Source organism: Delftia sp. RIT313 (assembly GCF_000632165.1).
Taxonomy (GTDB): Bacteria; Pseudomonadota; Gammaproteobacteria; order Burkholderiales; family Burkholderiaceae_C; genus Comamonas; species Comamonas acidovorans.
The window spans coordinates 1-24,827 of record NZ_JFYT01000060.1 but is presented as its reverse complement, the minus strand read 5'-3'; the positions used below and the strand labels follow the sequence as shown (position 1 = coordinate 24,827).

Below are 24,827 nucleotides of genomic sequence, written 5' to 3'. Positions count from 1 at the left end.
CCGGGTCAGAAGCGCTTGCCGATGATCTCTCTGAGGATCTCGCTGCTTCCGCCGAAGATCCGCAGCGCCCGTGCATCGGCCCAGGCGCGGCCAATGCCGTATTCGGCCATGTAGCCGTAGCCGCCGTGCAGTTGCAGCAGTTCGTCCAGCACCTGGCCCTGCAGCTCGGTGGCGTTGAGCTTGGCCATGGCGGCGGTGACGGAGTCCAGTGAGCCTTCCATGTGCTGGGCCAGGCAGTCGTCCAGGAAGACGCGCAGCATGGTGGTCTTGGCCAGCGCGTCGGCGAACTTGAAGCGGGTGTTCTGGTAGTCGAGCACGCGGCGCCCGAAGACCTTGCGGTTGCGCACGAACTCGGCGGCCTCATCCAGCATGCCTTCGGTGGAGGCTGCCGCACGCAGCGCGATCGCCAGCCGCTCCTGCGCCAGCTCCTGCGTCACATGCTCGAAGGCGGCGTTTTCGCGCCCTAGCAGGTGGTCGGCCGGCAGGTGCAGTTCGTCGAAGAACAGCTCGCAGGTGTCCTGGCTGTGCTGGCCTATCTTGCGCAGGGCGGGGCCCTTGCCCAGGCCCTTCATGCCTTCTTCCACCACGAACAGCGACAGGCCGCGCGCGCCCAGGTCGGGCTCGGTGCTGGCCAGCACCACCATCAGGCCGGCGTTGACGCCGTTGGTGATGAAGGTTTTCTGGCCGTTGAGCACGTAGCCGTCACCCTCACTCTCGCTCTTGCGGCGGGCGCGCGTGCGCACGGCCTTGAGGTCGCTGCCCGCGCCGGGCTCGGTCAGGGCGATGGCGCCGATCAGCTCGCCCGTGGCCATGCGCGGCAGCCAGCGGTCCTTCTGCACCTGCGTGCCGAAGTTCCAGAGATAGGGCGCCACCATGTCGGAATGGATGGAAAAGCCGATGCCCAGGCAGTTGGCGCGCGCCAGCGCCTCGATGACCACGGCCGCGTGGCCGAAGTCGCCGCCCTGGCCGTAGGGCGGAGGCAGGTCGCAGTTGAGCAGGCCGCTGTCGCCGGCCTTGCGCCACAGGGCGCGCGGCGTGATGCCCTCGGCCTCCCAGTCATTGATGTGGGGCAGGATCTCGGTGGCCACGAATCGGTCCACCTGTTCCTTGAACAGCAGGTGGTCTTCACGCAATACGGAGCGGGTGCGCATGTCTGTGTCGGTCTCCTTGGGCTGGGTCAGGGACGATAGGTGTCGGTGGCGCTGGCCTGGCCGCGCAGCACGGGTGCGGCGGCCGTACCCGTCATGAACAGGCTGTAGTGGTCGCCCGGCTGCAGCTGGGGCAGTGCCAGCGGCGCGCTGGCCGCAGTGGCGCAGGTGGCGGCGAGCTGGGCACTGACCGGGTTGATGGAGCGGCTGGCCGACTTGGCGGGCGCCACGCCCGTGAACAGCGGCGTGCCCGTCCCGGCGATCTTGAGCCCGCCTTCGGTGCAATCGTCGATCAGGTTGTAGAAGCGCAGCTCGGCCTTGAGCGCGTCCTGGCTTCCGCCGGAGTCGTCGATGGACGTGAAGCGCGCGGCCGCGTTCTTGCCCTGGCGCTGCGGCACCAGGGTGGTGAAGCTGCCCGGCGCCACCTTCATGCTGCCGGCGCTCTTGCCGTCCAGCTGAATGGCAAAGGGCGTGTCGCCCTTGACGATGGCGTAGCTGCTGGCCGGCTTGCTACCGGACAGCGTCTGCTCGGGGCCGCCGCCTATCTTCACGCGCAGGCTGCCCGCGTCGGGGTGGACCACGCGCACGAAGGACGAGCCTGCGGGCGGGCGCGCCGCATAGAGCTGGGCCAGCGTGCCTTCGGCATGCGCGGCGGGCAGGCAGGAGAGCCCGGCCAGGCCGGCCAGGGCGAGCGCGACGGTACGCATCACGGGGGAAAAAGCGGAGGTCATGCCTGCGGGTCCTTGGTTTCCTTGGCGGGGCGCATGCGTGCATCAAGGTACATGCGCTCCAGTTGCTTGCGGTCGGCCTTGTCAGTCTGCGTCAGCGGAAAGCCGTGGCAGGCCAGCAGTTCCGACGGAATCATGTAGGGCGGCACGCGCTGGGCCAGCAGTTCGCGCCACCCGGCCAGGTCTTCGGGCAGGGGCTGCATGCCGGGCGGGCCGCTGCGGTCCAGGTCCACGAAGCCGATCATGCGCACGATGAAGCCATCGGGCCGCTTGAGTGCCACCGCCGCGCCTGCGCGCACGCCGGGCAGGGTGGCCAGCACGGCATCGACCTCGGCCAGCTCGATGCGGTAGCCGTGCATCTTGATCTGGTCGTCGCGCCGGCCGTGGAAGGTGACCAGGCCCTCGCCGTCGATCTCGCCCAGGTCGCCCGTGCGGTAGCCGCGCTTGCCGTTGCGCATGAACATGCGTGTGGCGTGCAGGTCGGGGCGGTTCAGGTAGCCGCGCATCACGTGGTCGCCGGCCACGCAGATCTCGCCTTCGTCCAGGAACACATCGGCATAGGGCTTGGCCCGGCCGATGGGAAAGGGCAGCGGCGCGCGCTGGCGCAGCGCGGGGTCGATCTCCACCCAGGTGGTGGAGCAGGTGGCCTCGGTGGGGCCGTAGGAGTTGATGATGCGCGCCTGGGGAAAGCGGCTCCACAGCGCCTCGGCCACGGTGGGCGTGAGCGATTCGGCGCCGAAGACGAAGACGCGCAGGTCGGGCAGGTGCTGCTGGTCGAAGTCGGCATCCAGCAGCTGCTGGCGCACGAAGGAGGGCGTGGATGCCCAGACGTTCACATGGGTGCCCGCCAGGTAGGCGGCAAAGGCCTGGCGGTCGGCAATGGTCTCGCGCGCGCACAGCACGCAGGCGCCGCCCGTGACCAGGGCTCCCATCCAGTTGAACAGCGAAAAGTCGAAGCTGAACAGCATCTGGTCCATGAAGACCGGCGTCTCGCCCAGCGCCAGGCAGTCGCGTATCCAGCCGGCGAACAGGCCCAGGCTCTCCCGCCCGATCTGCACGCCCTTGGGATCGCCCGTGCTGCCCGAGGTGAACATGATGTAGGCCAGCGATTTTTCCTGCAGCGGCTGCGCGGCGATGCCGGTGTCCAGGAAGCTGCGGGCCTGGGCGTCGTAGTGCAGGCCGGCCTGCACCAGCGTGGCGATGCGCGCCATGCGCTCGGGCGGGTTGATCACGTCCACCGGCACGAAGGGCACGCCCAGGCGCAGGCAGCCGAGGATGGCCACGAGGAACGCGGTCTCCTTGTGCCCCGTGATCAGCAGCGGCTCGTCACGCCGCGCGCCGCGCGCCAGCGCCTGCTGCTCCCATTGCGCCACGGCCTGGGCCAGTTGCTGCCAGTCCAGCGTGCCGGCGGCATCGATCACGGCGGGCCGCGCGGTGTCGGCGCCGGGCTCGGTGAAGTCGAAGCGGTCAAAACTGAATCGCATGCGGGCTCCTTGTTGCGCAGGGACAAAGGGACAGGGCGGCGGCGTGCAGGCGCTGCATCAGGCCTTGCGCTGCTCGGCCACGTACTGCGCCAGCGTGTGCACGGATTCCAGGTGCAGGTCGATCTCCGATGGCGGTATCTTGACGCCGAATTCCTTTTCGATGGCCAGTGCCACGTCCACGGCGGACAGCGAGTCCACCAGGCCCGATTCGAGCAGCAGCGTATCGGGCTCGACCGAGGTCAGGATGATGGCGCCGATGATCTGGGCAATCTTGGTTTCGATGTCATTCAGGGACATGGTTTCTCTCCAACAGGTGTTTCAGAACTGGAAATACAGGAAGCGGGTTTCCTTGTGCAGGTTGACCAGGCACAGGAAGAGCAGGACCAGGGTCACGGCCGTCCAGCCCGCGCTGGGGCGCCAGCGCATCCAGGCGCGGGGCGCTTCCTGCACCTTGAACATGGCGGGCGAGAAGCGGCCCAGGATCTGGTGGGCATTGGGCGTGAACCAGGCAATGGCCAGCAGCAGCAGGACCAGGGCCAGCTGCATGTGGTGGCCTATGGCCAGCCGCAGCGCGTCGCCCACGGCCAGGCCCTGCAGGTGCGACAGCGACTCCAGCGCCTCCACGCCGCGCAGGCCGGCCATGCCCTTGAGCAGCAGCATGGCGTCGCCCACGCCGTGGGCGCGGAAGAAGGTCTGGGCGATGAGCACGGCGATGAAGGTGATGACAACGCACAGCGCCTGCACGCCCCGGCCCGACTTGCGTGCGGCGGCCGGCTTGCGGCTGACCACGAAGATGCGCCAGGCATGGTTGACCGACAGGTAGAAGGCATGCAGCAGGCCGAAGATCACGTACTGCAGGCCCGCTCCGTGCCAGATGCCCGCCAGCCCCATGGTGAACAGCGTGGGCACGACGATGGTGGCCGCAAAGCCGCCGGGCGTGCGTGCGGCGCTGGAGCCCACGGACAGGCCGCGCTTTTCGCGTGCGCGCGAGATGGCCATGGCCACGGGGTAGTACAGGTAGGCCGTGAGGTAGCGCGTCAGCGTCATGTGCCAGCGTGCCCAGAAGTCGATGATGCTGCCGGCCTTGTAGGGCGAGTTGAAGTTCAGCGGGAAACGGATGCCGAACATGCGCGCCAGGCCCAGCGCCATGTCCGAATAGCCCGAGAAGTCGAAGTACAGCTGCAGCGCGTAGCTGAGGCTGGCGCCCCAGGCGGCCCAGAACTGCAGCTCGCCGGGCGCGGCGAATCCCGCGTCTGCATAGGGCGCGATCTCGTCGGCCAGCAGCACCTTCTTGGCCAGGCCGATCACGAACAGCGTGCCGCCGATGGACAGGTTGTCCGCGCGGAACCGGTAGTTATCCGGCTGCGCGAACTGCGGCATCATTTCCTTGTGGTGCAGGATGGGCCCCGCGATCAGGTGCGGGAAGAAGGTCACGAACAGCACGTAGCTGAGCAGGCTGCGTTCCTTGACGATGCCCGAGCGGCAGTCCAGCAGGTAGCCGATCTGGGTGAAGGTGAAGAACGAGATGCCCAGGGGCAGGATGAGCTCGTGCATGCCGCCCTGCGTCAGCCCCCATTCGCCCAGGAAGTTGAACAGCGTGGCGAAGTACTTGTAGTGGAACAGCGCCGCCAGGTCGGCGCCCACGCCCAGGGCGGTGACCAGCCCCTGCAGCCGCGCGCGGCCCGCAAAGCGCAGGATCAGCAGGCTCACCACGTAGTTGAAGGCGATGGACAGCGCCAGCAGGGCGACGAACTGCGGGTTCCACCAGCCGTAGAAGACAAAGGACGTCAGGCACAGCCAGAACGCGGCCAGCCGCAGGCTGATGGCCCCGGCCAGGTAGTGGCCCGCCAGCGCGATGGGCAGGAACAGCAGCAGGAAAAGATAGGAATTGAACAGCATGTAGCGGGCGGGGTCACGCAGGCGGGGAGGCGGCGTCCATCTCCTTGAGCGCCGCTTTTTCATCGTCCGTCAGGGGCAGGGACAAGGTGTTTTCCGAGAACTCCCAGATCACCAGCCGCAGGCTGGCCGGCCAGGAGGCGCGGCGCTTGAGCGCGGCCACCATGGCGCCGCTGAACTGGCCGCCGTCCATGCTGAGGTTCCAGACTTCCTGGCCCAGCGCGTGGCCGAGCTGCGGCGCGAAATTGCTGCGCAGCCCGTTGGAGCTGCCGGCCAGCAGCACCTGCACGGGCGGCGTCTCGTCCAGCAGGCCGCCGCCGCGCACGGGGGCAATGGTCTGCGGGCGCACCTGGTCGCGCCGTGGGCGCCAGCCGGCCGGGGCATCGGCCAGGCCGGCCAGGGCCAGCAGGTCGCCGGGCAGCGGCTGCAGCGGCCCGGGCGCGGATTCCTCGAAGGCCTGGGCGCCGCGCTGCCCGCCCAGCAGCGGCAGCGCGGCCTGGGCCACGGCCAGGGCGGCGGCGCGTGCGCCCTCGGCATTCATGTGCACGTCGGTGCGAAAGAAAACGGGTTGCGCCTGCTCCTGTGTCTGCAGGGCAGGGCGCAGATCGGCAAAGGCAATGCCGTCGGCCTGCAGGCGCTGCTGCCACAGGTCCAGGCGTTGCAGCATCACGGGTGCCACGGGCAGGCCGCACAGATGGGCGGCCTCGATGCGCGACTTGTCGGGCACGGCCACCACCAGGGTGGCAATGCCTTTGTCCTGCAACTGCCGGGTCCAGTGGCGCAGCAGGCGCTGGCGCGCCTCGAAGGGCGCGGCGCCCGTGCCGGGCTGGGGCCGCAGGCCGTCGCGGTAGAACATCCATTGCGGGCAGCCCAGGGCCACCTGCGCTCCCGTATCGCCCAGCAGGCGGTAGCGCAGCGCGGCCTGGCCGGTTTCCAGCGAGGACTGCGCAGGCAGGCGCAGGCCCTTGTTCAGCGCCGCGCCCGCGCGGCCATCCAGCCAGGCGGCCAGTTGCAGCTCGCCGGCCTTCGGTCCCCCGCTGGCCAGCGTCCAGCCGCCCCAGGCCAGGCCCGACAGCAGCAGGGCGCCCCAGATCCAGGCGTTGCGCCGGTGTCCTTTGTCGGTTTGCAGTTCTTGCGCGGTGGGGTCCACGGTGTCAGCCCTTGAGCGCGGCCCGCAGCCGCTCCAACCAGGTGGCGTTGGGCATGAGCGAGGCGTTGTCCCACTGGCCGGCCGCGTTGGGGCCGTAGCTGTAGGTGGGCTCGAACATCTGCCACACCAGCACCTGGGGCTTGTGGGACTTGAAGGCCGGCGACTCCAGGTACTCCAGCAGCATGGTCCACTGGCCCACGTTGCCGGGCTTCCAGTTCAGCGAGACCGGGCGGTCCAGCAGGTTGGAGAGCTTTTGCGGAAAGCCGAAGTAGGGCTGGACCATGCTGTGGCCGGTGACATGGACGGGGGCGGGCTCATCGTCGAGCAGGCCCTTGGCCGGAGCCTGGCGGCGCACGGTGTAGACCTCGCGGCCGATCTGCTTGCGCTCGTCGGCGGTGAGGAACAGCTCGGCCAGGTCGCCATAGCGGCGCTCGGTGACGGTGTCGCCCAGGGCCAGGCCGCTGCCAGCGCTGCCGGCCAGCTGGGGCACCTCGCCCTGGACCATGCGGGCGGTGGCCTCGGCCGTGGCGTCGGCTGCCGCCTGGGTCCAGTGCTGGTCGGTGCGGTAGAACACGTCCTTGCCGCTGTCGCGCACCGTGCGCAGCACGGCCTCGTCGTCAAAGCTGGGAATGCCGGCGGCCTGCAGCGCCTGCAGCACCTGCTTGTAGCGGCCCTGGACATCGGCGCTCATGGCCTTGCCGTCGGGCATCTTGTCGGCATAGAAGCGCACCTTGTCGGGCAGCAGCAGCACCTGCAGCTTCACGCCACGCGCGGCCAGCAGGTTGCGCGCCTCGGTGATCAGCCGGGTGGATTCGGTGATGCCGGCGCGGTCCACCTGGGTCAGGCTGCCCCAGCCCGGAAACAGCCAGCCGTCCTTGCCCCTGAGAACGATGGAGGAGCTGTCCTGTGCCTGGGCCTGTGCCGTACCCTGTGCTGCCAGCGCGCCCAGCACCAGGGCGCAGCCAGCCAGTCCGCGTGCGGCGCGCGCCATGCCCGAGCGCAGTCCGTGCAGGGCGGGGCGGGGTGCTTGCTTGGTCGAATCCATGGGAGCTTTCTCCTTTTCTCTTGTCTGTGTGGTGGTGGCGGCGGCGGGGCAGGGCTTTCAATAGGACAGCGTCAGCGTCATGAAAAGGCCCTTGGCCCGGTCGGCCTGGCCGCCACCGATGTTGAAGCGGTACTGCATGGACCAGTCCAGATAGGACTGGGCCGTGCTGTAGTGGCTTTCGCGGAACCATTGGCGCAGGCTGACGCCCACGCCGGCGCTGGCGGACCAGCTGCTGCCATTGCCTTGCAGGGCCAGCGTCTGCCCCTGCTGGGCGGCCAACTGGGCTGCGGTGGGCGTGGCGCCCGGGGCGGCCTGCAGGGAGCGCACATCGACGCGGTTCCTCTGCTTGATCCAGTCGGCCGCGACCACGCCGAACGGAAAGATCACCAGCCCCTGGTTGATGCCGTCGGCACGGAAGCTGCGCCCGATGCGGGCCTCGGTGGAGAAGAACCATTGCTCGCGCTTGTAGCGGCCCGAGCCGTCGCCCACCAGGGCGCCGTTGGTCTGGTCGGTCAGCGTGAAGCGCGAGGCCATGCTCTGGTTGGCATAGCCGGCCTGGCTGTAGCCTTCCATGGTGAACCAGCTGGAGCGGTCCGTGCGCCGGCCCGTTCCCTCGTAGAAGCCGTGGGTGACATAGGCCAGCCAGCCGCCCTGGCCCGCGCCTGCGCTGTATTTGGCCGAGATGGGATTGCCCAGCGCCGGGCCCGTGGGGTTGAGCGGATCGCGCCCGCTCATCAGGCAGCGCAGCTGGGGCGATTCAGGCGTGATGAAGCCCGAGCGCGTGGCGGAGCCGATGTTGAACTGGCGCTCTATGCCAAAGGTCAGCGCGTACTTGGTGGACGGCGTGAAGCGCATGCCCAGCGAGCCCGTGGTGGTGGGCAGGCCCGAGATGCCGCGGTTGTCGCCGGCCTGCACATTGATGGGCAGGCCCGTGCAGGGGTCGATGGCGCTTTGGCCCAGCGTGGTGCCGCCGCCGTCATGCAAGGTGCTGCCCAGCCGCCCGTAGACATCGAAGATGCGGGTGGACGAGTTCAGGAAGTTGGACGGGCGCCAGTAGGCCTCGGCCGTGCCGAAGACCGCATCGCCGGCCTGCGTGAGGATGCCGTCCGAGAACGCACGCCCCGCAGGACGCGCACCCCGGTAGCCCATGGAGACGATGGCGCCCCATTCGCGTGCGTAGCCGGAGACGGCGCTGCGTGCGTTCTCGCGCTGGCCGGGCGTGAGCTTGGCGGTGCCGGCGTCGTCCAGGTCGATGGCTTCCTTGAAGGTGCGCACGGCGCCCCGGTTGTCGCCGGTGCCGGCTAGCGCATAGCCTTCGTCCAGCATGGCGCCCGCTGGCGCCTCGCCCGTGGCGCGCGCCGCGCGAAAGTCCTGCAGCGCCTTGGCCGGCTCTTCCTGGCGCGAGTACAGGTAGCCGCGCTGCATCAGCAACTGGGCGTCGTTGGGGGTGAGGGACAGGGACTTGTCCAGCCGCAGCAGAGCCTGGCCCTGCTGGTCGCGGTTGCCTGCGGCCAGCGTGGTGGTCAGCAGCTTTTGCAGTTGCGCATTGTCGGGGTCCTGCTCCACGGCCGTGCGCGCGTGGTCGATGGCGGCCTTGTAGTCCTGGCGCGCGTAGGCCGCATAGGCCTGGGCGCTTGGGCCGCCCGTGCCCTGGGCATCGGAAGGCTGCAGCTCGCAGACCGTGCCATAGGGCGTATCGCGGCAGTCCTGCAGGGGCGGCGGGTAGTCGGCCATGGCCAGGGTCTGCGAGGCGCCGCGCGTATCGGCCACCATGGGCGTGTCGCGGCCGGGGCGCAGCTCATCGGCTTGCTTGAGGCGGCGGGCCACGGATTCATCCTGTGCCGGCATGGGCGCCAGCAGCGCGCGGGCGCGTGCCGCGTCGCCAGCGGCCAGGGCCGCGTCGGCCGCGATCAGGCGCAGGTTGGCGGACTGCTTTTCGTCCAGCCAGTCCTGCTTGAGCACGGCATCGAAGTCCTCGTTGGCCTGTGCGGTCTTGCCCTGGCGCTGGCGGATGTAGCCGCGCATGCCCAGCGCCGCTGTGTCTTCGTTGTCCTGCGCCAGCGCCTCGTCTGCGGCTTTTTCCGCATCGGGCAACTGCTCGGCCAGCAGCAGCGAGGTGATCAGCAGCAGGCGGTGCGATGCCGTTCCCGGCGCCAGCGCCACGGCCTCGCGCGCAAAGGGCACGGCCTGCGCCGGGTTGTTGGCGATCAGCGCCTGGTAGGCCTTTTGCGCCGGCAGCACGGCCTGGCTGCGGCGCAGGGTCTGGCGCTTGGCCACCAGGTCGCTTTTGTTGGGGGGGTCCAGGGCCAGGGCGGCATCTGCGGCCTCGATGGCGGCGCCCAGTTGCTCCTGCGCCTCCAGTGCGCCTATCCACAGCAGCGCCCACTGGCCCTGGCTGGGGTCCAGGCGAAAGGCCTGCTCGGCCCTGCGCGCGCTGTCCGCGTAGTTCTTGGCGTTGTAGTCGGTGTAGGCCTGCGTGGCGATGGGAAAGGCCTTGTTGTAGGCCTCGGAAGCCGTGGCCCCTGCAGGCCCGCCCGCCGCCCCGCCTGCCGCTGCGGCCCGCACATTGGTTTCGGCCTGCTGCAGCGTGGCCTCGTCCAGCCCGGCGGCGCGGGCCGAGGCGATGGCCTTGAGCGCTTCCTCGTTCTTGCCCTGCTTTTGCAGCGAGTAGATCAGCAGCATGCGCAGGCGCAGCAGGTCGGGGCGCAGCTGTACGGCCGATGCGGCGGCGGTCGCGGCCCGTGCAAAGCGGCCGGCTTGGTAGTGGGCATAGGCCTGGTTGGCCAGTTGCCACGCGCGGCCCCTGAGTGGCGCCTCCGCCTTGACGGCTGCCACGGCCTGCGGCCAGGCCGGCGGCGTGTTCCAGCCGGCGCCCAGCAGCGCGGCCAGGGTGAGTGGGCGAACGAGGGGTGCGAGACGCTTCATATGCCGGCCCTTGGTGTGCTTGGATTGCCTGGTGCGGCCAAGCCGGGATGTGCCGGGGGATCGGTGGACTCCCCCTGCTGGAAGCTGATGGCCTCGCGCAGCGTGGCTTCATCGAGCCAGCCTTGCTCCATGAGGATGGCGCCCAGCGGGCGGCGTTCGCGCCGCTGGATCTCCAGCGCGCTGGCCAGCCGTGTTTCGTCGATGGCCTGCCATGACAGCAGCAGCTCGCCCAGGCGCTGGCGCTGGTGGCTCAACTGGTCGGTGGACGGGAAGTCGTGCATGGTCTTGTCCCAGGCCAGGCGCTTGCCCGTGACCAGGTGGACGATGAACAGCTTCCAGGCGCGCGCCGCCGCCATGGCATTGATGAAGTTGCCGATCACCATGCGCGGGATGGACAGCATGGCGTGCTCCCAGCCGTACAGGCGCGAGACGAACCAGGCGCGCTGCACCACGCGCAGCAGCAGGGCGATGACGTTGACGCTCATCAGCGTCACCAGCCAGCCGTTGGGAGCGAACAGGGACGGGTAGTACACCGTCCACCAGCCCATGTGATCGGCCAGCAGGAAGAGCAGGAAGTTCAGCAGCAGCAGATAGGCCAGGATGGCCACGAAGGAGGTCACCAGCCCCTTGCGGTCACGGAACAGCAGGTACTTGGTGGACAGCGGCCCGGCCCAGCCGACCTGGCTCCAGCCCTGCAGGCCGATGCCCAGTGTCCAGCGCGCCTTTTGCCGGTAGGCGGTCTTGAAGGTGTTGGGAAAGAACTCGCGGATGCCCAGCGGCATGGTCAGCGTGGACACCTTTTCCTTGCCCAGGCCGAACAGCGGCTTGCGCCGTATCAAATAGTCCACGGGGAACTTGCCGAAGATCTGCTTCATGCCCCGGCGTGCCAGCCGCGCGCCGATGTCGTAGTCCTCGGTCAGCGTGTCGGTGTTGAAAGGCTGGTTGTGGGTCTCGGCCGCCAGCTCCTCCATCGCCTTGCGCGAAAAGCAGGTGCCCACGCCGGCCGAGGGCACCATGTGCGACATGCTCTCGCGCACCACCAGGTCCTTGGTGTGCCATTCGGCGAATTCGTCCATGTAAGTGCCGGCCACCAGCTCGTACCACTCGCGCTCCAGCGAAGTCACGGGCAGCTGGATGAAGTCCATGCGCGGCAGCAGGTAGTTGTAGTACTTGAGCTCCAGCGGGTGCAGCACGTCTTCGCTGTCGTGCAGGATCAGGCCGGCAAAGGGCTCGGGCTGCAGCGTGTTCTGCTGGAAGATGGCCTGCACGATCCAGTTGAGGCAGTCGGCCTTGCAGGTGGGGCCGTCATGGGGCACCTCCACGCGGACCAGCTGGCGGTAGCGCCGGCGCATGCGCTCGACCTCGTTCTTGGTGCGCTCGTCGTTGCGGTAGGTGCCCACGAAGATCATGTAGTTCTTGTAGTCCAGCGTGCCCACCATGCTCTCGAGCATGGGCGCGATCACGTCGTACTCCAGCCAGGCCGGCACCATGATGGCCAGCGGCTTTTCCTCGACCTCCTGCAACTGCTGTGCCTTGAGCGGCTGGTAGCGGCGCTTGACGGTCAGCGCGCGCCAGGCCTCGCGCACCCAGTACCAGGCGTCGATGAACAGGTCGTCGATGCTGGACAGCAGGATGACGACGGCCACCACGGCGCTGACGATCTCCAGCGCGTGGTAGTAGTCGGCCACCAGGTAGGGCCAGTAGAGGGAAGAGATCATGGCGATCGCCTCATGCCGTCGTCATCGTTGCCCGGGCCGGGCTCAGTGCTTGGACTGCTTGCTGCGCGCCACCGCCCAGGCCAGCACTACCAGCAGCAGCACCACGAACAGCGCGATGGCGATGCCCGGCACGCTCCAGGACAGGAAGTTGCGCCATTCGTGGAAGGCGCTTTCGCGCGGACCCGACGGAATGCCGGTTTCGGGATTGCTGCTGTCCACCCAGGCCAGCGGGCCGTCGCCACCGATCACGGCGATGTTGCCGCGATTGAGCAGGAAGGGCTCGCCCAGGCCGCCCGTCCACTCGCCGATGGCATGCCACAGCACGCCCTGCTGGCCGCCTGCCGTGACCACTTCGGCCGAGGACAGTTGCTTGAGTCCCTTGATGTCCAGCCAGTCCGCCGACTTGCCACGGATGCGCAGCTGCTGCCGGTCCGTCACCGTCACCAGGGGCTTGGCGCCGTCCACGGCCACTTCCATGGCGACAAAGGGCATGGAGGGCTTGGCCGTTGCATCGGCCTGGGCCACGACCAGCTCGGCCTGCGAAGCCGACAGGCCGCTGGCGGCCGCCAGGTTGGCCATGCGCTCCAGCGCGGCCGGCGCCGCCGACAGATAGCTGGCGGGCACCAGGAACTGCGACTTGGCGCCCAGCAGCGGCAGCAGGCCGATGAAGCTGCCGTTGGCCTCGGCCTTGCCGGGCGTCACGTAGCTGATGGCCGGCAGCACGCTGGCGGGGTAGGGCTGGGGAATCTCGTTGCAGTCGGCCGAGTAGGGCTGGCGCTGCACGGACACCCGCAAGGTGTTGTTGATGCCCAGCGCATAGCCGGGCACACGGGCGCGCAGGCGTTCGGGCTGGCCGTTGGCCTCCAGCTGGCGGGCCGACAGCAGCATGCCGTTCCAGAACAGCGTGGCCACGGGACGCGTGGCCGAGGCGCCGGGGGCGGCGGCCACGTACAGCGTGATCTCGCCCGGCATCTGGCCCTGCGAGGCCACGGCGCTCAGCGGGAAGTTCATCGTCCAGTCGCCGCGCGACAGCACGTCGAAGCTGTCGGGACTGCCGCCCAGGCTGGACAGGCGTATGCCCTTGGCCTCGTCCCATTGCGGGGGCTGGGCCGCGGCCACGGTCACGTTGTCGCTGACCAGCAGACGCTGCAGGGCGGCCTCCTGCAGGCCGGCCACGCGCGCACCCGCGTCGGCGGCCACGGCCAGCACCATCTGGCGGCCCATGGGCAGGGCGCGCAACTGCTGCGAGGCCAGCGCTTCGTTGGCCAGCGGTGCGCGCCGGGCGCGCCATTGCTGCAGGGCCTGGCCCGCATCGGGGTCGGCCGCCAGCTGGGCCTGCAGGGCCGCGAAGGCGGCGGTCAGGCGCTGCTGCAGTGCCTTGTCGGCCACCACGATGTCTCCGCTGACCTGGGCGGCCCCCAGCATGAGCAGCGCGCCCAGTTCGGCGTCACTGGCCAGCTTGTGCTGGGGCTCGGCGCCGCGCAGTGCGGCAAAGGCGGGCACGCCGGCCAGGGCGGCGGGAACCTCCAGGCCGCGCAGGTCCAGCGTCTCCCCCACGGCGGGCAATGCATTCACCGTCATGCGCCTGTTGTTGCGCTGCAGGCTGGCGCCGATGCGCCAGGCACTGTCGAACGAGGCCTGCTCCAGCTGCCGGCCGGCCACCAGCACGGTGGTGCGCACGGGCAGGGTGTTCCAGACATCTTCGATGCTGCGCACATCGCGCGGGTCCACGCGGTAGCTCAGCCGTGTCTGCGGCGAGATGGTCAGGGAGTTGGCCAGGGAGTGGTTGTCATCGCATCGCACCTGGCCGTTGCGGCTGCGCCAGTTCACGCCCAGCCGCACGAAATCGCTGGCGCGGGCCTGCTGGGCGACGGGCAGCGTGCGCTGCAGCATGCCGTCACCGTCGGGCACGGTCTGCGACACGGCGGGCGTGCCGTTGAGCGAGATCACCACGGTCGAGACGCCGGGCTCACCCTTGAGGTAGCGGCTGTCGAAGGCAATGCTGGCATCGCCCAGCGGCAGGCCGCGCGGCACGGGCAGGTAGAAGTCCTGGGTGGCCGTGCCGGCCAGCACCACGGGATCGACGATGCCCAATTCCTTGAGCGTGACGCTGCGCTGCAGCCCGTCGCTGGCGCCCAGCTGGCGTATGGCGTCACCCAGCGCCGAGGCCGAGGCCGTCTGCGCGAACAGGGCGCCCAGGCCCAGCAGCGAACCCAGCGCCCAGCGGGCCCCGGTGCGGGAAAGCGATTGGCGGATGGTCGGTTGCATGGGGGCCTCTTTTCTCACTTCGGTGCTCGATTCGTAATGCGCTTCGTGGACGTGATGCGGGGGTGGTGCGTGCGTGGTTCAGGCCGGCGCCATGCCCCTGGTCACGGCGGCCGCGATGCCCGGGACGGCCGCGGCGCCTGTGTGTCCGGCGGCAAACTCGTCGAAGGGCTGTCCCAGCAGGGCACGCACGATGCGCTGCGAGGCCTGGCCATCGCCATAGGGATTGATGCGGCGCGCAAACGAGGCGTGGTGCCCCTCGTCGGCCAGCAGCCGGTTGACCTCGGCCACGATGCGCGCGCGCTGCGTGCCCACCAGCAGCACGGTGCCGGCCGATACGGCCTCGGGCCGCTCGGTCACGTCGCGCATCACCAGCACGGGCTTGCCCAGGTAGGGCGCCTCTTCCTGCACGCCGCCGGAGTCGGTCAGGATGATGTGGGCGCGCTGCATGAACCAGACGAAGTCCACATAGTCCAGCGGATCGATGAGGCGGATGTTGTCCATGCCGCCCAGCGTGCGCATGACCACTTCGCGCACGGCGGGGTTGAAGTGCACGGGGTAGACGATGAGCAGGTCCGGATGGCGCTGCGCCAGCTCGGCCAGCGCAGCGCAGATGTTCTGGAAGCCTTCGCCGAAATTCTCGCGCCGGTGTCCCGTGACCAGCAGCAGCGGGCGCTGCGCATCCACCCAGGGATGGCGCTGGGCAATGGCACGGGCCAGCTCGGGCTGGGCATCGAGCCGGTCGCACAGCGTGGCCAGCGCATCGATGACGGTGTTGCCCGTCACGGCGATGCGGCCCTGCAGGTTCTCGCCCAGCAGGTTGGCGCGCGACGTGGGCGTGGGCGCAAACATCCACTGGCTGACCACATCGACCACGCGGCGGTTCATCTCTTCGGGAAAGGGCTGGGCCAGATCGCCGGTGCGCAGGCCGGCTTCCACGTGGCCCACCGGAATGCGGCGGTGAAACGCCGCCAGCGCGCAGGCCGTGGCCGTGCTGGTGTCGCCGTGCACCAGCACGTAGTCGGGCTTTTCCTGTTCCAGCACGCCATCGGCACCTGCCACCACGCGGGAGAACAGGCCGTTGAGCGTCTGGTTGGGTTGCATGACGGCGAGATCGTGCTGCGCCTGCAGGCCGAACAGATCCATCACCTGGTCCAGCATCTGCCGGTGCTGGCCGGTGACGCACACCACGCTCTCGATGCCCCGCGTCTGCGACAGGGCCGTGACCAGTGGCGCCATCTTGATGGCCTCGGGACGGGTCCCGAAAAACGAAAGAATCTTCATGCCAACCCCTTTTGCGTTTTCCTGTGCTCTTCGCTTGTGCGTTCTTGTGCTGCGCTGTACCCGGCAGGGGCAGGACCCGTCTCAGCCCGAAGACGGGCCGGGCAGGCCGCAAAGCGGTGTGGAATATACGGCGGGGTTTTGGAATTTTCGATCGATTGCTCCGATTCGATTGAAAACTATCGTCAATTGAGAGAAATTGACGGAAGTTAAGAGGACTTGAGGGAGCTTGATGACCTTGCTTTCCATTGGGGAACCTCCGTCGAATCTCAAGCGCCGCAAGCCATGCGCGCCATGGGCTGGATGCACGTTCGCGCCAGGGGTGCTGTTGCACAAAGCTGCGCGCCTGGGGGCTTTGTTGCAGCTAGTACATCACCGAAACAAGGATGTGCTTGTCAGACGCTTGCCTATTGCTGCCAGCTGCTGCCTATTGCAAGCCCTGGGGCGCGTCTGCGCAAGGCTTGGAGGGGGTGTCCGTGCTGTCGCTTTCCCTGATGTGCGGCCGGTGCGCGAGGCCGAGGCAGGGGCGGGCGCGGCAGGCGCAAACCTGGGCATGAACCTTGCCACAAGCCGGCCCGGAAACGAAAACGGGCCCCGTGTAGGGGCCCGTTTTGCTGGGTGTATGGCGGAGAGGGCGGGATTCGAACCCGCGGTGGGGATTAGCCCACACACGCTTTCCAGGCGTGCGACTTAAACCGCTCATCCACCTCTCCGAAGCCAGCGATTGTAGCAGTGATTTCGGGTGGTCACGGTAAGAAGCTGGAACCGGCAGCGATGCGGGTGTGCCCCGGTGCACCTTGCAGGTACAACCGGCAAGGCCGCCCCGGTCGTTCAGCCGCAAGCCATTTGGGATGGTGAATGGTTGCAGTATCGTGAAATCCGGCGAACTTGTGATGCGGGTCCATCCAAGGATTCCCCGGTGCGCATTATTTGCGGTTGGCAACCCATGGCGTATCCGCATTGATTCAGGTTTTACTCAGCCCTTGCATTCGATGGAGGCAGATGTCGGGAGTTGTCATGTATACAAGAAGGTATTTTCCTTGCTTTGTGAAATTGGGGTGAATTTCATGTAAGTCATTGATGTTATTGATTTTTGTTCAAATGAAATTTATCTGGTTTGAAAGATTCCAGAATGCATCCTGGATGAATTGCAAATGTTGAATGCAATTCTCAAGCGCCGGATGCATTTTGCAACAGACGCCGCATGCCAGCTTGTAGACAATGCCTGCGGCGCCGGGCCTTGAAATGCCTGTTTCAAGCCCATTGCGGCAGATTCCTCCTGTATTGCGGCGTATCGACAGCCCAGGCCAATCATAGAAACCCGCTATCACCATGGCTCACCATTCAATGCGCTCCGATTTTTACTGTGGCGGGGCGCTGCCATGGCGGGCACTGGCCTTGAGCCTTGTGGCGGTGCTGGGTGCCGGGGCGGCGCTCGCTGCCGGGCCGCAGCGGCAGGTGCTGGAAAGCCTGCCGTCCGGCACGGCCCAGGGAGCGCCTGCCTATGAGTTGTCGCTGCCTGCCTGCACGGCGGCGCCTTGTCCCTTTGAGTTGCGGCTGGTGCGTGCCGGCGTGCAGCAGGGCCAGCCAGCGGCGCTGTCCTGGCCTGCGTCCAGGGGGCCGGCGCAATTGGCGCAGCCCGATCCGCTGTACGGCGTGGGTGATCCGCTGTCTGTGACAACAGGGCTCCAGCACCTCGAGCGCGTGTGGACGACTGGCGAGGAAGAAGACACCGTCACCGCTGCCGTGCGCAGCTTGCGCCTGCCTGGCGTGCAGGGCGGCTCGCGTGCGCTGCTGGTCACGCAGATGGGGGGCTTTGAGCATCCCAAGCGCCGCCATGCGCTGTATGTCGCCACCGCCCAGGGCCCGCACCTGGCCTGGCAGTACGACGAGCCCCAGGGCAACTACCAAAGCTGGGTGCTGGCGCCCACGGGCCGGATTCCGGTGCTGCTGGTGCGCTATGCATCACCGCAGGACGATGTGCCCGACCAGATCGAGACCCGCAGCCTGCGCTGGAACAAGGGCCGGCAGGCGTTTGCCGAGCAGGCCTCTGCACCACCGGCCGCCGTGCAGGCCGTGGTGGCGGCGCGCTATGCCAGCGTGGCGGCAGCACGTGCCGCACGCGCGCAGCAGGCTGAATGCCTGGGCGCCTATTCCGTCGTGCGCACACGCCCCGCAGGCGCCGCGCCCCATCACGCCCTGGTGCAGGTGGCGGCGGACATGGCGCAGGCGCATGCCGAATCGCTGCGGCTGCGTGCCTGCTCGGCCAGCCTGCAGCCGCGCACCGTGCCATTGGTGCACCTGCTGCCGGATGCCGGCCTGAATCCCGGCAAAAAAGCCGGCAACAAACCCGAGCCCAAACCCGAGCCCGCCCGCTGAGCCGGTGCTGCGGTCCATATCGACAACCACAACGAGGGGAGAAACATGCCTGACATCAAGGACAGCGTAGGCGAGGGCGGCAGCAACCAGGTGCATGACGTGGCCCTGCTGCAGGCCATGCTGCGTGTGGTCAAGGACGCCAAGAACGCGCCGTATCTGGGCGTGGACTACGACGGCAGCTACGGCGCGCAGACGCGCGCCGCGCTGGAGCGTTTCCAGAACGACCACAAGCTGGCCGCCGCCAAGGCCGCGCCGGGCCAGCCGCAGGCCGGGGGTGCCAAGGAGGCGCTGGGCCTGGCGGCAGCCGGAGGGGCCACGGTGGCCAAGCTCAGCGGCATGCTGCCGGCCTCGCACCAGGGCATGCGCGCCGCGCAGAACTCCAAGACGGTGTACCTGGAGGCCAAGGCCCAGGACGTGGCCACCAGCAAGGCCGCCATTGCCAACGATGCGGAGTACGAGCCCACCTTCCGCGCCAAGCTGGCCAGCCTGGTGCAGCAGATGTATGACACGCACAAGATCGCGCTGTGGATCACGCCCACGGGTCGCCGACGCACCTTTGCCCAGCAGGCCGCCGAGACCCAGACCAAGGCCGGCCCGGGCGAGAGCAACCACAACTTCGGCCGCGCGGCCGACATCGGCTTCAAGCGCTTCCAGTGGGTCAAGGGCGACGGCAGCATCGTCACCGACGCCGACTGGCTCAACCAGCTGGAGGCCGTCAAGTCCGCCGATGCATCGCGCTGGTGGAATGAGCGCGACAGCCTGGCGGCCAAGCAGGGCCTGCTGCCGCTGAAGTTCGAGCGCGTTCACCTGCAGGCATTCGCCCAGCAGGGGGTGAGCAACCAGCGCTCGCTGGCCAAGCTGCTCAACGCCGTGTCGCAGAACAACATGGGCTGGAAATCCGCCTACCAGGCCGACCTGCAGTCCCAGGGCAAGCATTGGGTGAACGTGGGGTCCGCCAAGTCCATCTGGGCTGGAGCAGCCTCCGTGACCAAGGCCGATCTTGCCAAGGCCCGCACGGCGGCCACCGGCAAGCAGGTCAAGGAAGCGCAGATCACCCAGGACGAGGTGGACGCCATGCGCCGCATGCTCAAGGCCGATTTCGAGCAGGCCGACCTGAACTGGTCCAAGTGGGCGCCCGTGCCCTGAGCCTGGCCGGACGCCTGCCGTGCAGGCAGGCATCACTCCCATCGCATCTTCCGGAGAGAGCATCTTGAGAATCGACCCTTCGACGGGCGAGGCCGCCCTGCGCGCGCCACTGACCCTTTCGCTGCCCCTGCCTGTGTCCCTGTCCGCGTCCCTTTCGGCGGCCCTTCCCGCCATGGACGCTGACGCAGCGCCGGGCGGGCCGCCTGCCATCCGCGCCCCGCAGGACGTTCTTTCGGGCGTGCGCGTTGCCTCGCAGCTGCTGCAGGACTTTCGCCCCATCACCGAAAGCATCGAGTGGGAGCTGGGCCACCTGCACTGGGCGCAGGCCGGCCTGCTGACCTTTGCCGAGAACGAAGTGCCCTACGTGGTCAACAACAGCGGCCGCCTCTCGGAAGATGCGGCGGCCCTGCTGTTCCACCACTGCGCGGACACCGCGCCGCAAGGCGCCATCGCCGTGCTGGAATTGGGTGCCGGCTGCGGCCTGTTTGCGCGCATGTTCCTGCAGGCCTTCCGGCACCTGTGCCAGCAGGAAGGGCGTGATTTCGACCAGCGGCTGGTCTACTACGTCACCGACGGCTCTCCCCGCACGGTCGCGCAATGGCAGGAGCGCGCCCTGTTTGCCGAGTTCGGCGGCCAGGTCGTGGCCGGCTGCTGCGACGCCATGCGCCCCGAGGCCGTGCAGCTGCCGGACGGCAGCACGGTGCCCCTGCCGCCGCTGCACGCCGTGTTCTGCAACTACGTGCTGGACGTGCTGCCTGCCACCGTCGTGCGGCGGCAGGGCGACGGGCCGGTGCAGGAATTGCGCATACGCACCCGCCTCACCGATGACGCCCAGCTCGTGCGCCAGTACACCGCACTGTCGCCGGGCGAGATCCGCGCCCTGGTGGACCATGCGGATGCGGCCCAGCGTGCGCGCCTGCTGCCCCTGGTGGGCCTGTTCGAGCAGGAGGTGGGCTTCTTCGACTGCGACCAGGCAGCGCTGTCGCCCTGGGTGGATGCCGCCTTGTCCGTCAGCGAGGCGGCACCGCGCCTGCTGGTCAACCACGGCGCCTTTGGCGCGCTGCAGACGCTGCAGCAGCGGCTGGCGCCCAAGGGGCTGGTGCTCATCAACGACTACGGCGCCTGCACGCCCGAGGCGGCGGCCCAAGCGGGCGCCTCCCAGCGCTTTGGCCGCACCAGCGCCATCGGCCTGAACTTCCCGCTGCTGGCGCAATTGTTTGGGCGCGAGGGCTGGCAGGTGCTGGCGCCTTCGGGCGATGCGCAAAGGGCCATCCATGCGCGGCTGCTGATCGGCGAGGGATGCGAGCGCACGGCGGCCGCCTTTCTCAACCGCTTCAGCGCCGACGCGCAGCAGTTCTTCGAGGCCCCGGCCCATGAGGCCCGCACGCACCTGGAGTCGGGCCGCCAGGACGCCGCCCTGGAAAGCTACCGCCAGGCCATCACCCGCAGCCCGCGCGACTGGCGGCTGCTGGGCGAGGTGGCCGAATTCGTGGGCCTGCAGCTGCGGGACTTTGCCGCCGGCATCGAGCTGGCGCGCAGCGCGCTGGACCTCAATCCCTGGCTCAGTACCTGGCTGTGGAATGTGCTGGGCGACTGCCTGTTCTGCCAGGAGCAGTTCGCGGCCGCGCATGACGCCTACCTGCAGGCCGAAGGCATAGACCCGCGCGATGCGCGCACCCAGCTCAACCTGGCCTACACCTGGCAACAGCGCGGCGACCCGGCGCGCGCGCTGGCCTGCATCGCCCAGGGCCTGGCCGGGGATGCGCATGGCGTGCACACGCAGCGCCTGATGGAAAAGCAGCAGCAGATCCTGGTGCAGATCGCTGCCCTGCGCGCCTCGGAGCAGCAGCGGCTGGCCCAGCGCGCGGCACGGCTGCAGGGCGGGGCATAAGCCTACCGGCAGCCTGCAGAAGTTCAGCGGTTGCGGCCCGCCAGCCGCACGGCCAATGCCGCCGCCGATGCCGCGCAGGCCAGGGCCACCACGCCGCTCCAGCCCCACTGCGCCAGGGCCAGGGCGCCCAGTGCCGAGCCCGAGGCCATGCCAATGAACACGCCCGTGAACAGCAGCGCATTGAGCCGGCTGCGTGCCGCAGGGTCCAGGCCATACACCAGGGTCTGGTGCGCCACCAGCGTCGCCTGGATGCCGAAGTCGAAACCGATGGCGCTGGCCACCAGCAGCGGCAGCCGGGCCGCGGCCGGCAGCCAGGGCGACAGTGCCAGCACGGCAAACGACGCCAGGGCCAGGCCCGCACCCAGGCAGGTCACGCGCTGCGGGCCGCTGCGGTCGGCCAGCCGGCCTGCCAGCGGCGCGGCCAGCGCACCGGCGGCGCCCGCCAGGCCCAGGGCGCCGGCTGCGGCGCTGCCCATGTGGAACTGCTGGTGCAGCATCACGGCCAGCGTGGACCAGAAGGCACTGAAGGCCACCGACAGCAGGCCCTGGGCCAGGGCCGCACGGCGCAGCGCGGGCTGGCCGCGCCACAGCTGCACCATGGAGCCCAGCAGCGCGCCATAGCCCAGTTGCGTGGTGGGCCTGAAACTGGGCAGCCCGCGCCACAGGGCCACCCCCAGCAGTGCCATGGCAGCGGCGGCCAGCAGGTAGACGCTGCGCCAGCCGCCATGCTCGGCCAGCAGCCCGCTGACCACGCGCGACAGCAAAATGCCCAGCAGCAGCCCCGTCATCACCGTGCCCACCACCTTGCCACGCTGGTGCTCGGGCGCCAGCGTGGCGGCGGCCGGCACCACATCCTGCGCCAGGGTGGCAGCCAGGCCCACGGCCAGGCTGGCGGCCAGCAGCGGCGCCAGGCCCGGGGCCAGGCCGCTGGCCAGCAGGGCCAGCATCAGCGCGGCGGTCTTGGCCAGGATGATGCGCCGGCGGTCCATGCGGTCGCCCAGCGGGGCCAGCAGCAAAATGCCCAGCGCATAGCCCAGCTGGGTCAGCGTGGGCACAAAGCCCACGGCGCGCTCGCCCGCGCCCAGGTCGGGGCCGAGCACGCCCAGCATGGGCTGGCTGTAGTAGAGCGAGGCCACGCCCACGCCCGCCGTGGTCGCCATCAGCAGCACCAGCGACCGGGGCACGCCGGATGCCTTTTCGCTGGTGGCCGCCTGGTTATGCGTAGATTGAATGCAAGACATGTTGATCCGCCGATACGGCGTGTTTGAGAAACGATGGCCGTAGTGTGGTGCGATGCAGCAACCCACGGTAGTGGCTGCATCCGCAGAATCGATATACGCTTGGCGTATGACCATCGACGACCTCTCCCTGCCTTCGGGCGCAGACCGCATCGAACTGCTGCAGACCTTTGTGCGCATCGTCGAAAGCGGCAGCCTCTCGGCCGCCGCGCAGCAGATGTCCACCACCCAGCCCACGGTCAGCCGGCGCCTGCAGACGCTGGAGCGCGCGCTGGGCCTGCGCCTGCTGCGGCGCTCCACCCACGCCATGGCGCTGACCGACGACGGAGAGCGCTGCCTGGCCCATGCGCGCGAACTGCTCGATACATGGCGGGCGCTGGAGTCCGACCTGCGCGGCGCCCAGGACACGCCGCGCGGCCTGCTGCGCGTGGTCGCGCCCCACGCCTTCGGCCAGGACCAGCTCATGGCGCCGCTGCTGCAGTTCCTGGGCCGCCATCCGGCCGTCAAGGTCGAGTGGCTGCTGCATGACCGCCAGCCGGACTTCATTGCCGAGGGCATCGACTGCGCCGTGCAGGTGGGCGCCGTGGTCGATCCATCGGTGGTCGCGCTGCGCGTGGCCGAGGTGCCGCGCATTGCCGTGGCCGCGCCTGCCTTGCTGGGGCAGGGCAGCGTGCCCCAGCACCCGCGCGAGCTGCAGGGGCTGCCCTGGATTGCGCTGCGCACTTTCTACCAGCGCGAGCTGGAACTGCACCGCGTGGGCGATGAGCGGGTGTGCAAATCCTGGCGCCTGCAGTTCGAGCCCCGGCTCAGCACCGACAGCCTTTATGCGCTGCGCAACGCCGCCCTGGGCGGGCTGGGCGCGGCCCTGGCCTCGGCCTGGATCGTGCGCGACGATCTGGAGGCGGGCCGCCTGGTGCACCTGGCCCCGGACTGGCAGGCCGCGCCGCTGCCCGTGCACCTGGTGTATCCGCCGGCGCGCCACCAGCCGGCGCGCCTGCGCGCCTTCATCGCGGCCATGCGGGAGGTCATGCCGGGACTCACGGGAATGCGCGCGCCGCTGCCCTGAGCCGTTCGCCCGCCGCTGTTGCGGCGGCGCGTCACCGGCCGGTTTGCCAACGGTAAGCATGGCAACTGCATAGGATAATAAGAATCATTTGCGATCTTCTTCGCGATTGGCTTTTCCTCCATGCCGTCCCCCTCCACGCTACAACCGCCCGCCGAGCCCCTGCTGGCCCAGCTGGTGCAGCACTATGACGAACTGGTCGGTTTCCTGCGCCACCGCTTCGGCGACGAATGCCAGCCCCGCGAAATCGTCAACGAGCTGTGCCTGCGGTTGATGGAGCGGCCCGTTCCGCAGGGCATTGCCAACCCGCTGGCCTTTCTGCGGCATCTGGCGCGCGACCTGGCCATAGACCGCCACCGGGCCCAGGCGCGCCGGCCCGAGACGCCCTTCGATGGCGCCGAGCTGGAAGAGCGCCTTGCCCCCGCCGCAGCCATGCCGCTGTCCCCGCCCGAGCTGGCCGTGGCCGCCGCCCAGCGCCAGCGCGCGCTGCTGGTGGCGATAGAGCAGCTGCCCCAGGCCAGCCGCGAGGCCTTCATCCTCACCAAGCTCTACGGCATGCCGCAGGAAGAGGCCGCGCAGCGCATGGGCATCTCGCGCGGCATGGTGGCCCGCCATCTGGCGCGTGCGCTGCGCGATGTGCAGCCCGTGCTCACGGCCGACCATGCCGCCTGAGATCACGCGCAGCACAGGCGGCACGCGCAGCGCGCGCCAGGGTGCTTCTGCGCAGTCTTCGGGGCGCAGCGCCCATCTGCCCGTCGATGACGCCCTGGCCCCCTTTGCCGACATGCTGCGCCGGCACCTGCCCACGCCCGAGGAAATCGAGCAGGCCGCCGCCCAGCGCCAGAAACTGCGACAGCGCAGGGCGCTGCGCGCAGGCACGGCTGTGGCCCTGGCGGCCCTGGCGCTGCTGCTCTGGGCCGACCCCGCGCTGCAGCGCCAGACCCTGGCGACGGCCGTGGGCCAGCGCCAGAGCTGGCAACTGGCCGATGGCAGCGAGGTGCGGCTGAACACCGGCTCGCGCGTGCAAGTGGCGCAGCACCTGCGCTCGCGCCGCCTGGTGCTGGACCAGGGGGAGGCGTCCTTCGAGGTATCCCATGCCTTCTGGCACGGCTGGGTGCCCTGGCTGCAGCGGACCTTCACCGTGCAGGCCGGCGGCGTGGTGGTGCAGGACATCGGCACCGTGTTCGGCGTGCACCGCCATGAGGATGGCGCCGACATCACCGTGCTGCAGGGCAGGGTGCGCGTGCATTCCATGGAGGGTGGCGGCGCACCCGTGGAGCTGTCCACCGGCCAGCACCTGCGCACGCGCGCCGGCCGGCCGCTGCCGCAGCTCGTGCCGGCAGAGGCGGGCGACGGCGCCGCCGCCCTGGCCGCCCTGGCCTGGCGGGGGGGCCGCGTGGGGGTGGGCGGCACGCCGCTGTCCGAGGCTGTGGCGCAGATGCAGCGCTACCGCAGCGCACCCCTCGTGCT

The 24,827-nt window shown here is 69.1% G+C and carries 18 protein-coding genes and 1 tRNA gene; 6 read left to right on the top strand and 13 right to left on the bottom strand.

Going from position 1 to position 24,827, the window contains the following annotated elements; all coding sequences use genetic code 11:
• Positions 1-5: 5 nt before the first annotated feature.
• The 12 genes from BW39_RS18605 to BW39_RS18550 all read right to left on the bottom strand — a co-directional run bounded on the left by BW39_RS18605 (position 6) and on the right by BW39_RS18550 (position 16,353).
• On the bottom strand, positions 6-1,151 hold the full coding sequence (locus tag BW39_RS18605) for an acyl-CoA dehydrogenase family protein (RefSeq protein WP_043823602.1): 1,146 nt from the start codon (positions 1,149-1,151) through the stop codon (positions 6-8).
• Between the two features lie 26 nt (positions 1,152-1,177).
• Positions 1,178-1,879 (bottom strand): alginate O-acetyltransferase AlgF, encoded by a 702-nt coding sequence (locus tag BW39_RS18600; RefSeq protein ID WP_043823601.1) that lies wholly within the window; start codon positions 1,877-1,879, stop codon positions 1,178-1,180.
• Positions 1,876-3,360, bottom strand: a complete 1,485-nt coding sequence (locus BW39_RS18595; RefSeq protein ID WP_043823600.1) for an AMP-binding protein — start codon at positions 3,358-3,360, stop codon at positions 1,876-1,878. Before BW39_RS18595 ends, BW39_RS18600 begins: the two co-directional genes overlap by 4 nt.
• A 57-nt stretch (positions 3,361-3,417) precedes the next feature.
• Complete coding sequence (locus BW39_RS18590) at positions 3,418-3,657, bottom strand: acyl carrier protein (RefSeq protein ID WP_012204786.1); 240 nt, start codon at positions 3,655-3,657, stop codon at positions 3,418-3,420.
• 21 nt (positions 3,658-3,678) lie between these two features.
• On the bottom strand, positions 3,679-5,259 hold the full coding sequence (locus BW39_RS18585; RefSeq protein WP_043823599.1) for an MBOAT family O-acyltransferase: 1,581 nt from the start codon (positions 5,257-5,259) through the stop codon (positions 3,679-3,681).
• Between the two features lie 13 nt (positions 5,260-5,272).
• On the bottom strand, positions 5,273-6,406 hold the full coding sequence (locus BW39_RS18580; protein ID WP_043823598.1) for an alginate O-acetyltransferase AlgX-related protein: 1,134 nt from the start codon (positions 6,404-6,406) through the stop codon (positions 5,273-5,275).
• Between the two features lie 4 nt (positions 6,407-6,410).
• Entirely contained in the window at positions 6,411-7,451 is a 1,041-nt protein-coding gene (locus tag BW39_RS18575; RefSeq protein WP_043823597.1) for an alginate O-acetyltransferase AlgX-related protein, read from the bottom strand.
• Positions 7,452-7,508: 57 nt separating this feature from the next.
• Complete coding sequence (locus BW39_RS18570; protein ID WP_043823596.1) at positions 7,509-10,376, bottom strand: NfrA family protein; 2,868 nt, start codon at positions 10,374-10,376, stop codon at positions 7,509-7,511.
• The gene (locus BW39_RS18565) at positions 10,373-12,094 is read right to left on the bottom strand and encodes a glycosyl transferase family protein (protein ID WP_043823595.1); all 1,722 of its coding nucleotides are present in this window, start codon (positions 12,092-12,094) and stop codon (positions 10,373-10,375) included. The genes BW39_RS18570 and BW39_RS18565 overlap by 4 nt, the downstream gene beginning before the upstream one ends.
• Positions 12,095-12,136: 42 nt before the next feature.
• Positions 12,137-14,362 carry a hypothetical protein gene (locus BW39_RS18560; protein WP_043823594.1) on the bottom strand — a complete coding sequence of 742 codons (2,226 nt, stop codon included), beginning with the start codon at positions 14,360-14,362 and terminating at the stop codon, positions 12,137-12,139.
• 78 nt (positions 14,363-14,440) lie between these two features.
• Positions 14,441-15,643, bottom strand: coding sequence for a non-hydrolyzing UDP-N-acetylglucosamine 2-epimerase (gene wecB, locus BW39_RS18555; RefSeq protein WP_043823592.1), 1,203 nt, complete (start codon positions 15,641-15,643; stop codon positions 14,441-14,443).
• Between the two features lie 620 nt (positions 15,644-16,263).
• A tRNA-Ser gene (locus tag BW39_RS18550) sits at positions 16,264-16,353 on the bottom strand.
• A 694-nt stretch (positions 16,354-17,047) separates the two neighbouring features.
• On the opposite strand from BW39_RS18550, the gene BW39_RS18545 reads away from it, so the two are divergent.
• From BW39_RS18545 to BW39_RS18535, 3 genes are all read left to right on the top strand, one after another.
• Positions 17,048-18,019 (top strand): hypothetical protein, encoded by a 972-nt coding sequence (locus BW39_RS18545; RefSeq protein ID WP_235264233.1) that lies wholly within the window; start codon positions 17,048-17,050, stop codon positions 18,017-18,019.
• Positions 18,020-18,064: 45 nt separating this feature from the next.
• Positions 18,065-19,165, top strand: a complete 1,101-nt coding sequence (locus BW39_RS18540; protein ID WP_043823588.1) for a peptidoglycan-binding protein — start codon at positions 18,065-18,067, stop codon at positions 19,163-19,165.
• A gap of 64 nt (positions 19,166-19,229) precedes the next feature.
• Positions 19,230-21,056, top strand: a complete 1,827-nt coding sequence (locus BW39_RS18535) for a tetratricopeptide repeat protein (RefSeq protein ID WP_043823585.1) — start codon at positions 19,230-19,232, stop codon at positions 21,054-21,056.
• 23 nt (positions 21,057-21,079) lie between these two features.
• Here the strand turns inward: BW39_RS18535 and BW39_RS18530 are convergent, their stop codons facing one another.
• A complete protein-coding gene (locus tag BW39_RS18530; RefSeq protein ID WP_043823584.1) occupies positions 21,080-22,297 on the bottom strand; it encodes an MFS transporter in 1,218 nt (405 codons plus the stop codon).
• A gap of 106 nt (positions 22,298-22,403) precedes the next feature.
• Here BW39_RS18530 and BW39_RS18525 point away from each other — a divergent pair, with 106 nt between their 5' ends.
• The 3 genes from BW39_RS18525 to BW39_RS18515 all read left to right on the top strand — a co-directional run.
• The gene (locus BW39_RS18525) at positions 22,404-23,360 is read left to right on the top strand and encodes a LysR family transcriptional regulator (RefSeq protein WP_043823583.1); all 957 of its coding nucleotides are present in this window, start codon (positions 22,404-22,406) and stop codon (positions 23,358-23,360) included.
• Positions 23,361-23,480: 120 nt separating this feature from the next.
• Positions 23,481-24,029 carry an RNA polymerase sigma factor gene (locus BW39_RS18520; protein ID WP_013803066.1) on the top strand — a complete coding sequence of 183 codons (549 nt, stop codon included), beginning with the start codon at positions 23,481-23,483 and terminating at the stop codon, positions 24,027-24,029.
• Positions 24,019-24,827, top strand: an 809-nt coding sequence (locus BW39_RS18515; RefSeq protein WP_043823582.1) for a FecR family protein, incomplete at its 3' end; no start/stop codon positions are given. The genes BW39_RS18520 and BW39_RS18515, both read left to right, overlap by 11 nt.

Excerpts from the sequence above, each read along its gene's own strand:
- BW39_RS18605 (WP_043823602.1), bottom strand. The coding sequence starts at position 1,151 with ATGCGCACCCGCTCCGTATTGCGTGAAGACCACCTGCTGTTCAAGGAA.
- BW39_RS18600 (WP_043823601.1), bottom strand. The coding sequence starts at position 1,879 with ATGACCTCCGCTTTTTCCCCCGTGATGCGTACCGTCGCGCTCGCCCTG.
- BW39_RS18595 (WP_043823600.1), bottom strand. The coding sequence starts at position 3,360 with ATGCGATTCAGTTTTGACCGCTTCGACTTCACCGAGCCCGGCGCCGAC.
- BW39_RS18590 (WP_012204786.1), bottom strand. The coding sequence starts at position 3,657 with ATGTCCCTGAATGACATCGAAACCAAGATTGCCCAGATCATCGGCGCC.
- BW39_RS18585 (WP_043823599.1), bottom strand. The coding sequence starts at position 5,259 with ATGCTGTTCAATTCCTATCTTTTCCTGCTGCTGTTCCTGCCCATCGCG.
- BW39_RS18575 (WP_043823597.1), bottom strand. The coding sequence starts at position 7,451 with ATGGATTCGACCAAGCAAGCACCCCGCCCCGCCCTGCACGGACTGCGC.
- BW39_RS18570 (WP_043823596.1), bottom strand. The coding sequence starts at position 10,376 with ATGAAGCGTCTCGCACCCCTCGTTCGCCCACTCACCCTGGCCGCGCTG.
- BW39_RS18565 (WP_043823595.1), bottom strand. The coding sequence starts at position 12,094 with ATGATCTCTTCCCTCTACTGGCCCTACCTGGTGGCCGACTACTACCAC.
- BW39_RS18560 (WP_043823594.1), bottom strand. The coding sequence starts at position 14,362 with ATGCAACCGACCATCCGCCAATCGCTTTCCCGCACCGGGGCCCGCTGG.
- wecB (WP_043823592.1), bottom strand. The coding sequence starts at position 15,643 with ATGAAGATTCTTTCGTTTTTCGGGACCCGTCCCGAGGCCATCAAGATG.
- BW39_RS18540 (WP_043823588.1), top strand. The coding sequence starts at position 18,065 with ATGCCTGACATCAAGGACAGCGTAGGCGAGGGCGGCAGCAACCAGGTG.
- BW39_RS18530 (WP_043823584.1), bottom strand. The coding sequence starts at position 22,297 with ATGTCTTGCATTCAATCTACGCATAACCAGGCGGCCACCAGCGAAAAG.
- BW39_RS18525 (WP_043823583.1), top strand. The coding sequence starts at position 22,404 with ATGACCATCGACGACCTCTCCCTGCCTTCGGGCGCAGACCGCATCGAA.
- BW39_RS18520 (WP_013803066.1), top strand. The coding sequence starts at position 23,481 with ATGCCGTCCCCCTCCACGCTACAACCGCCCGCCGAGCCCCTGCTGGCC.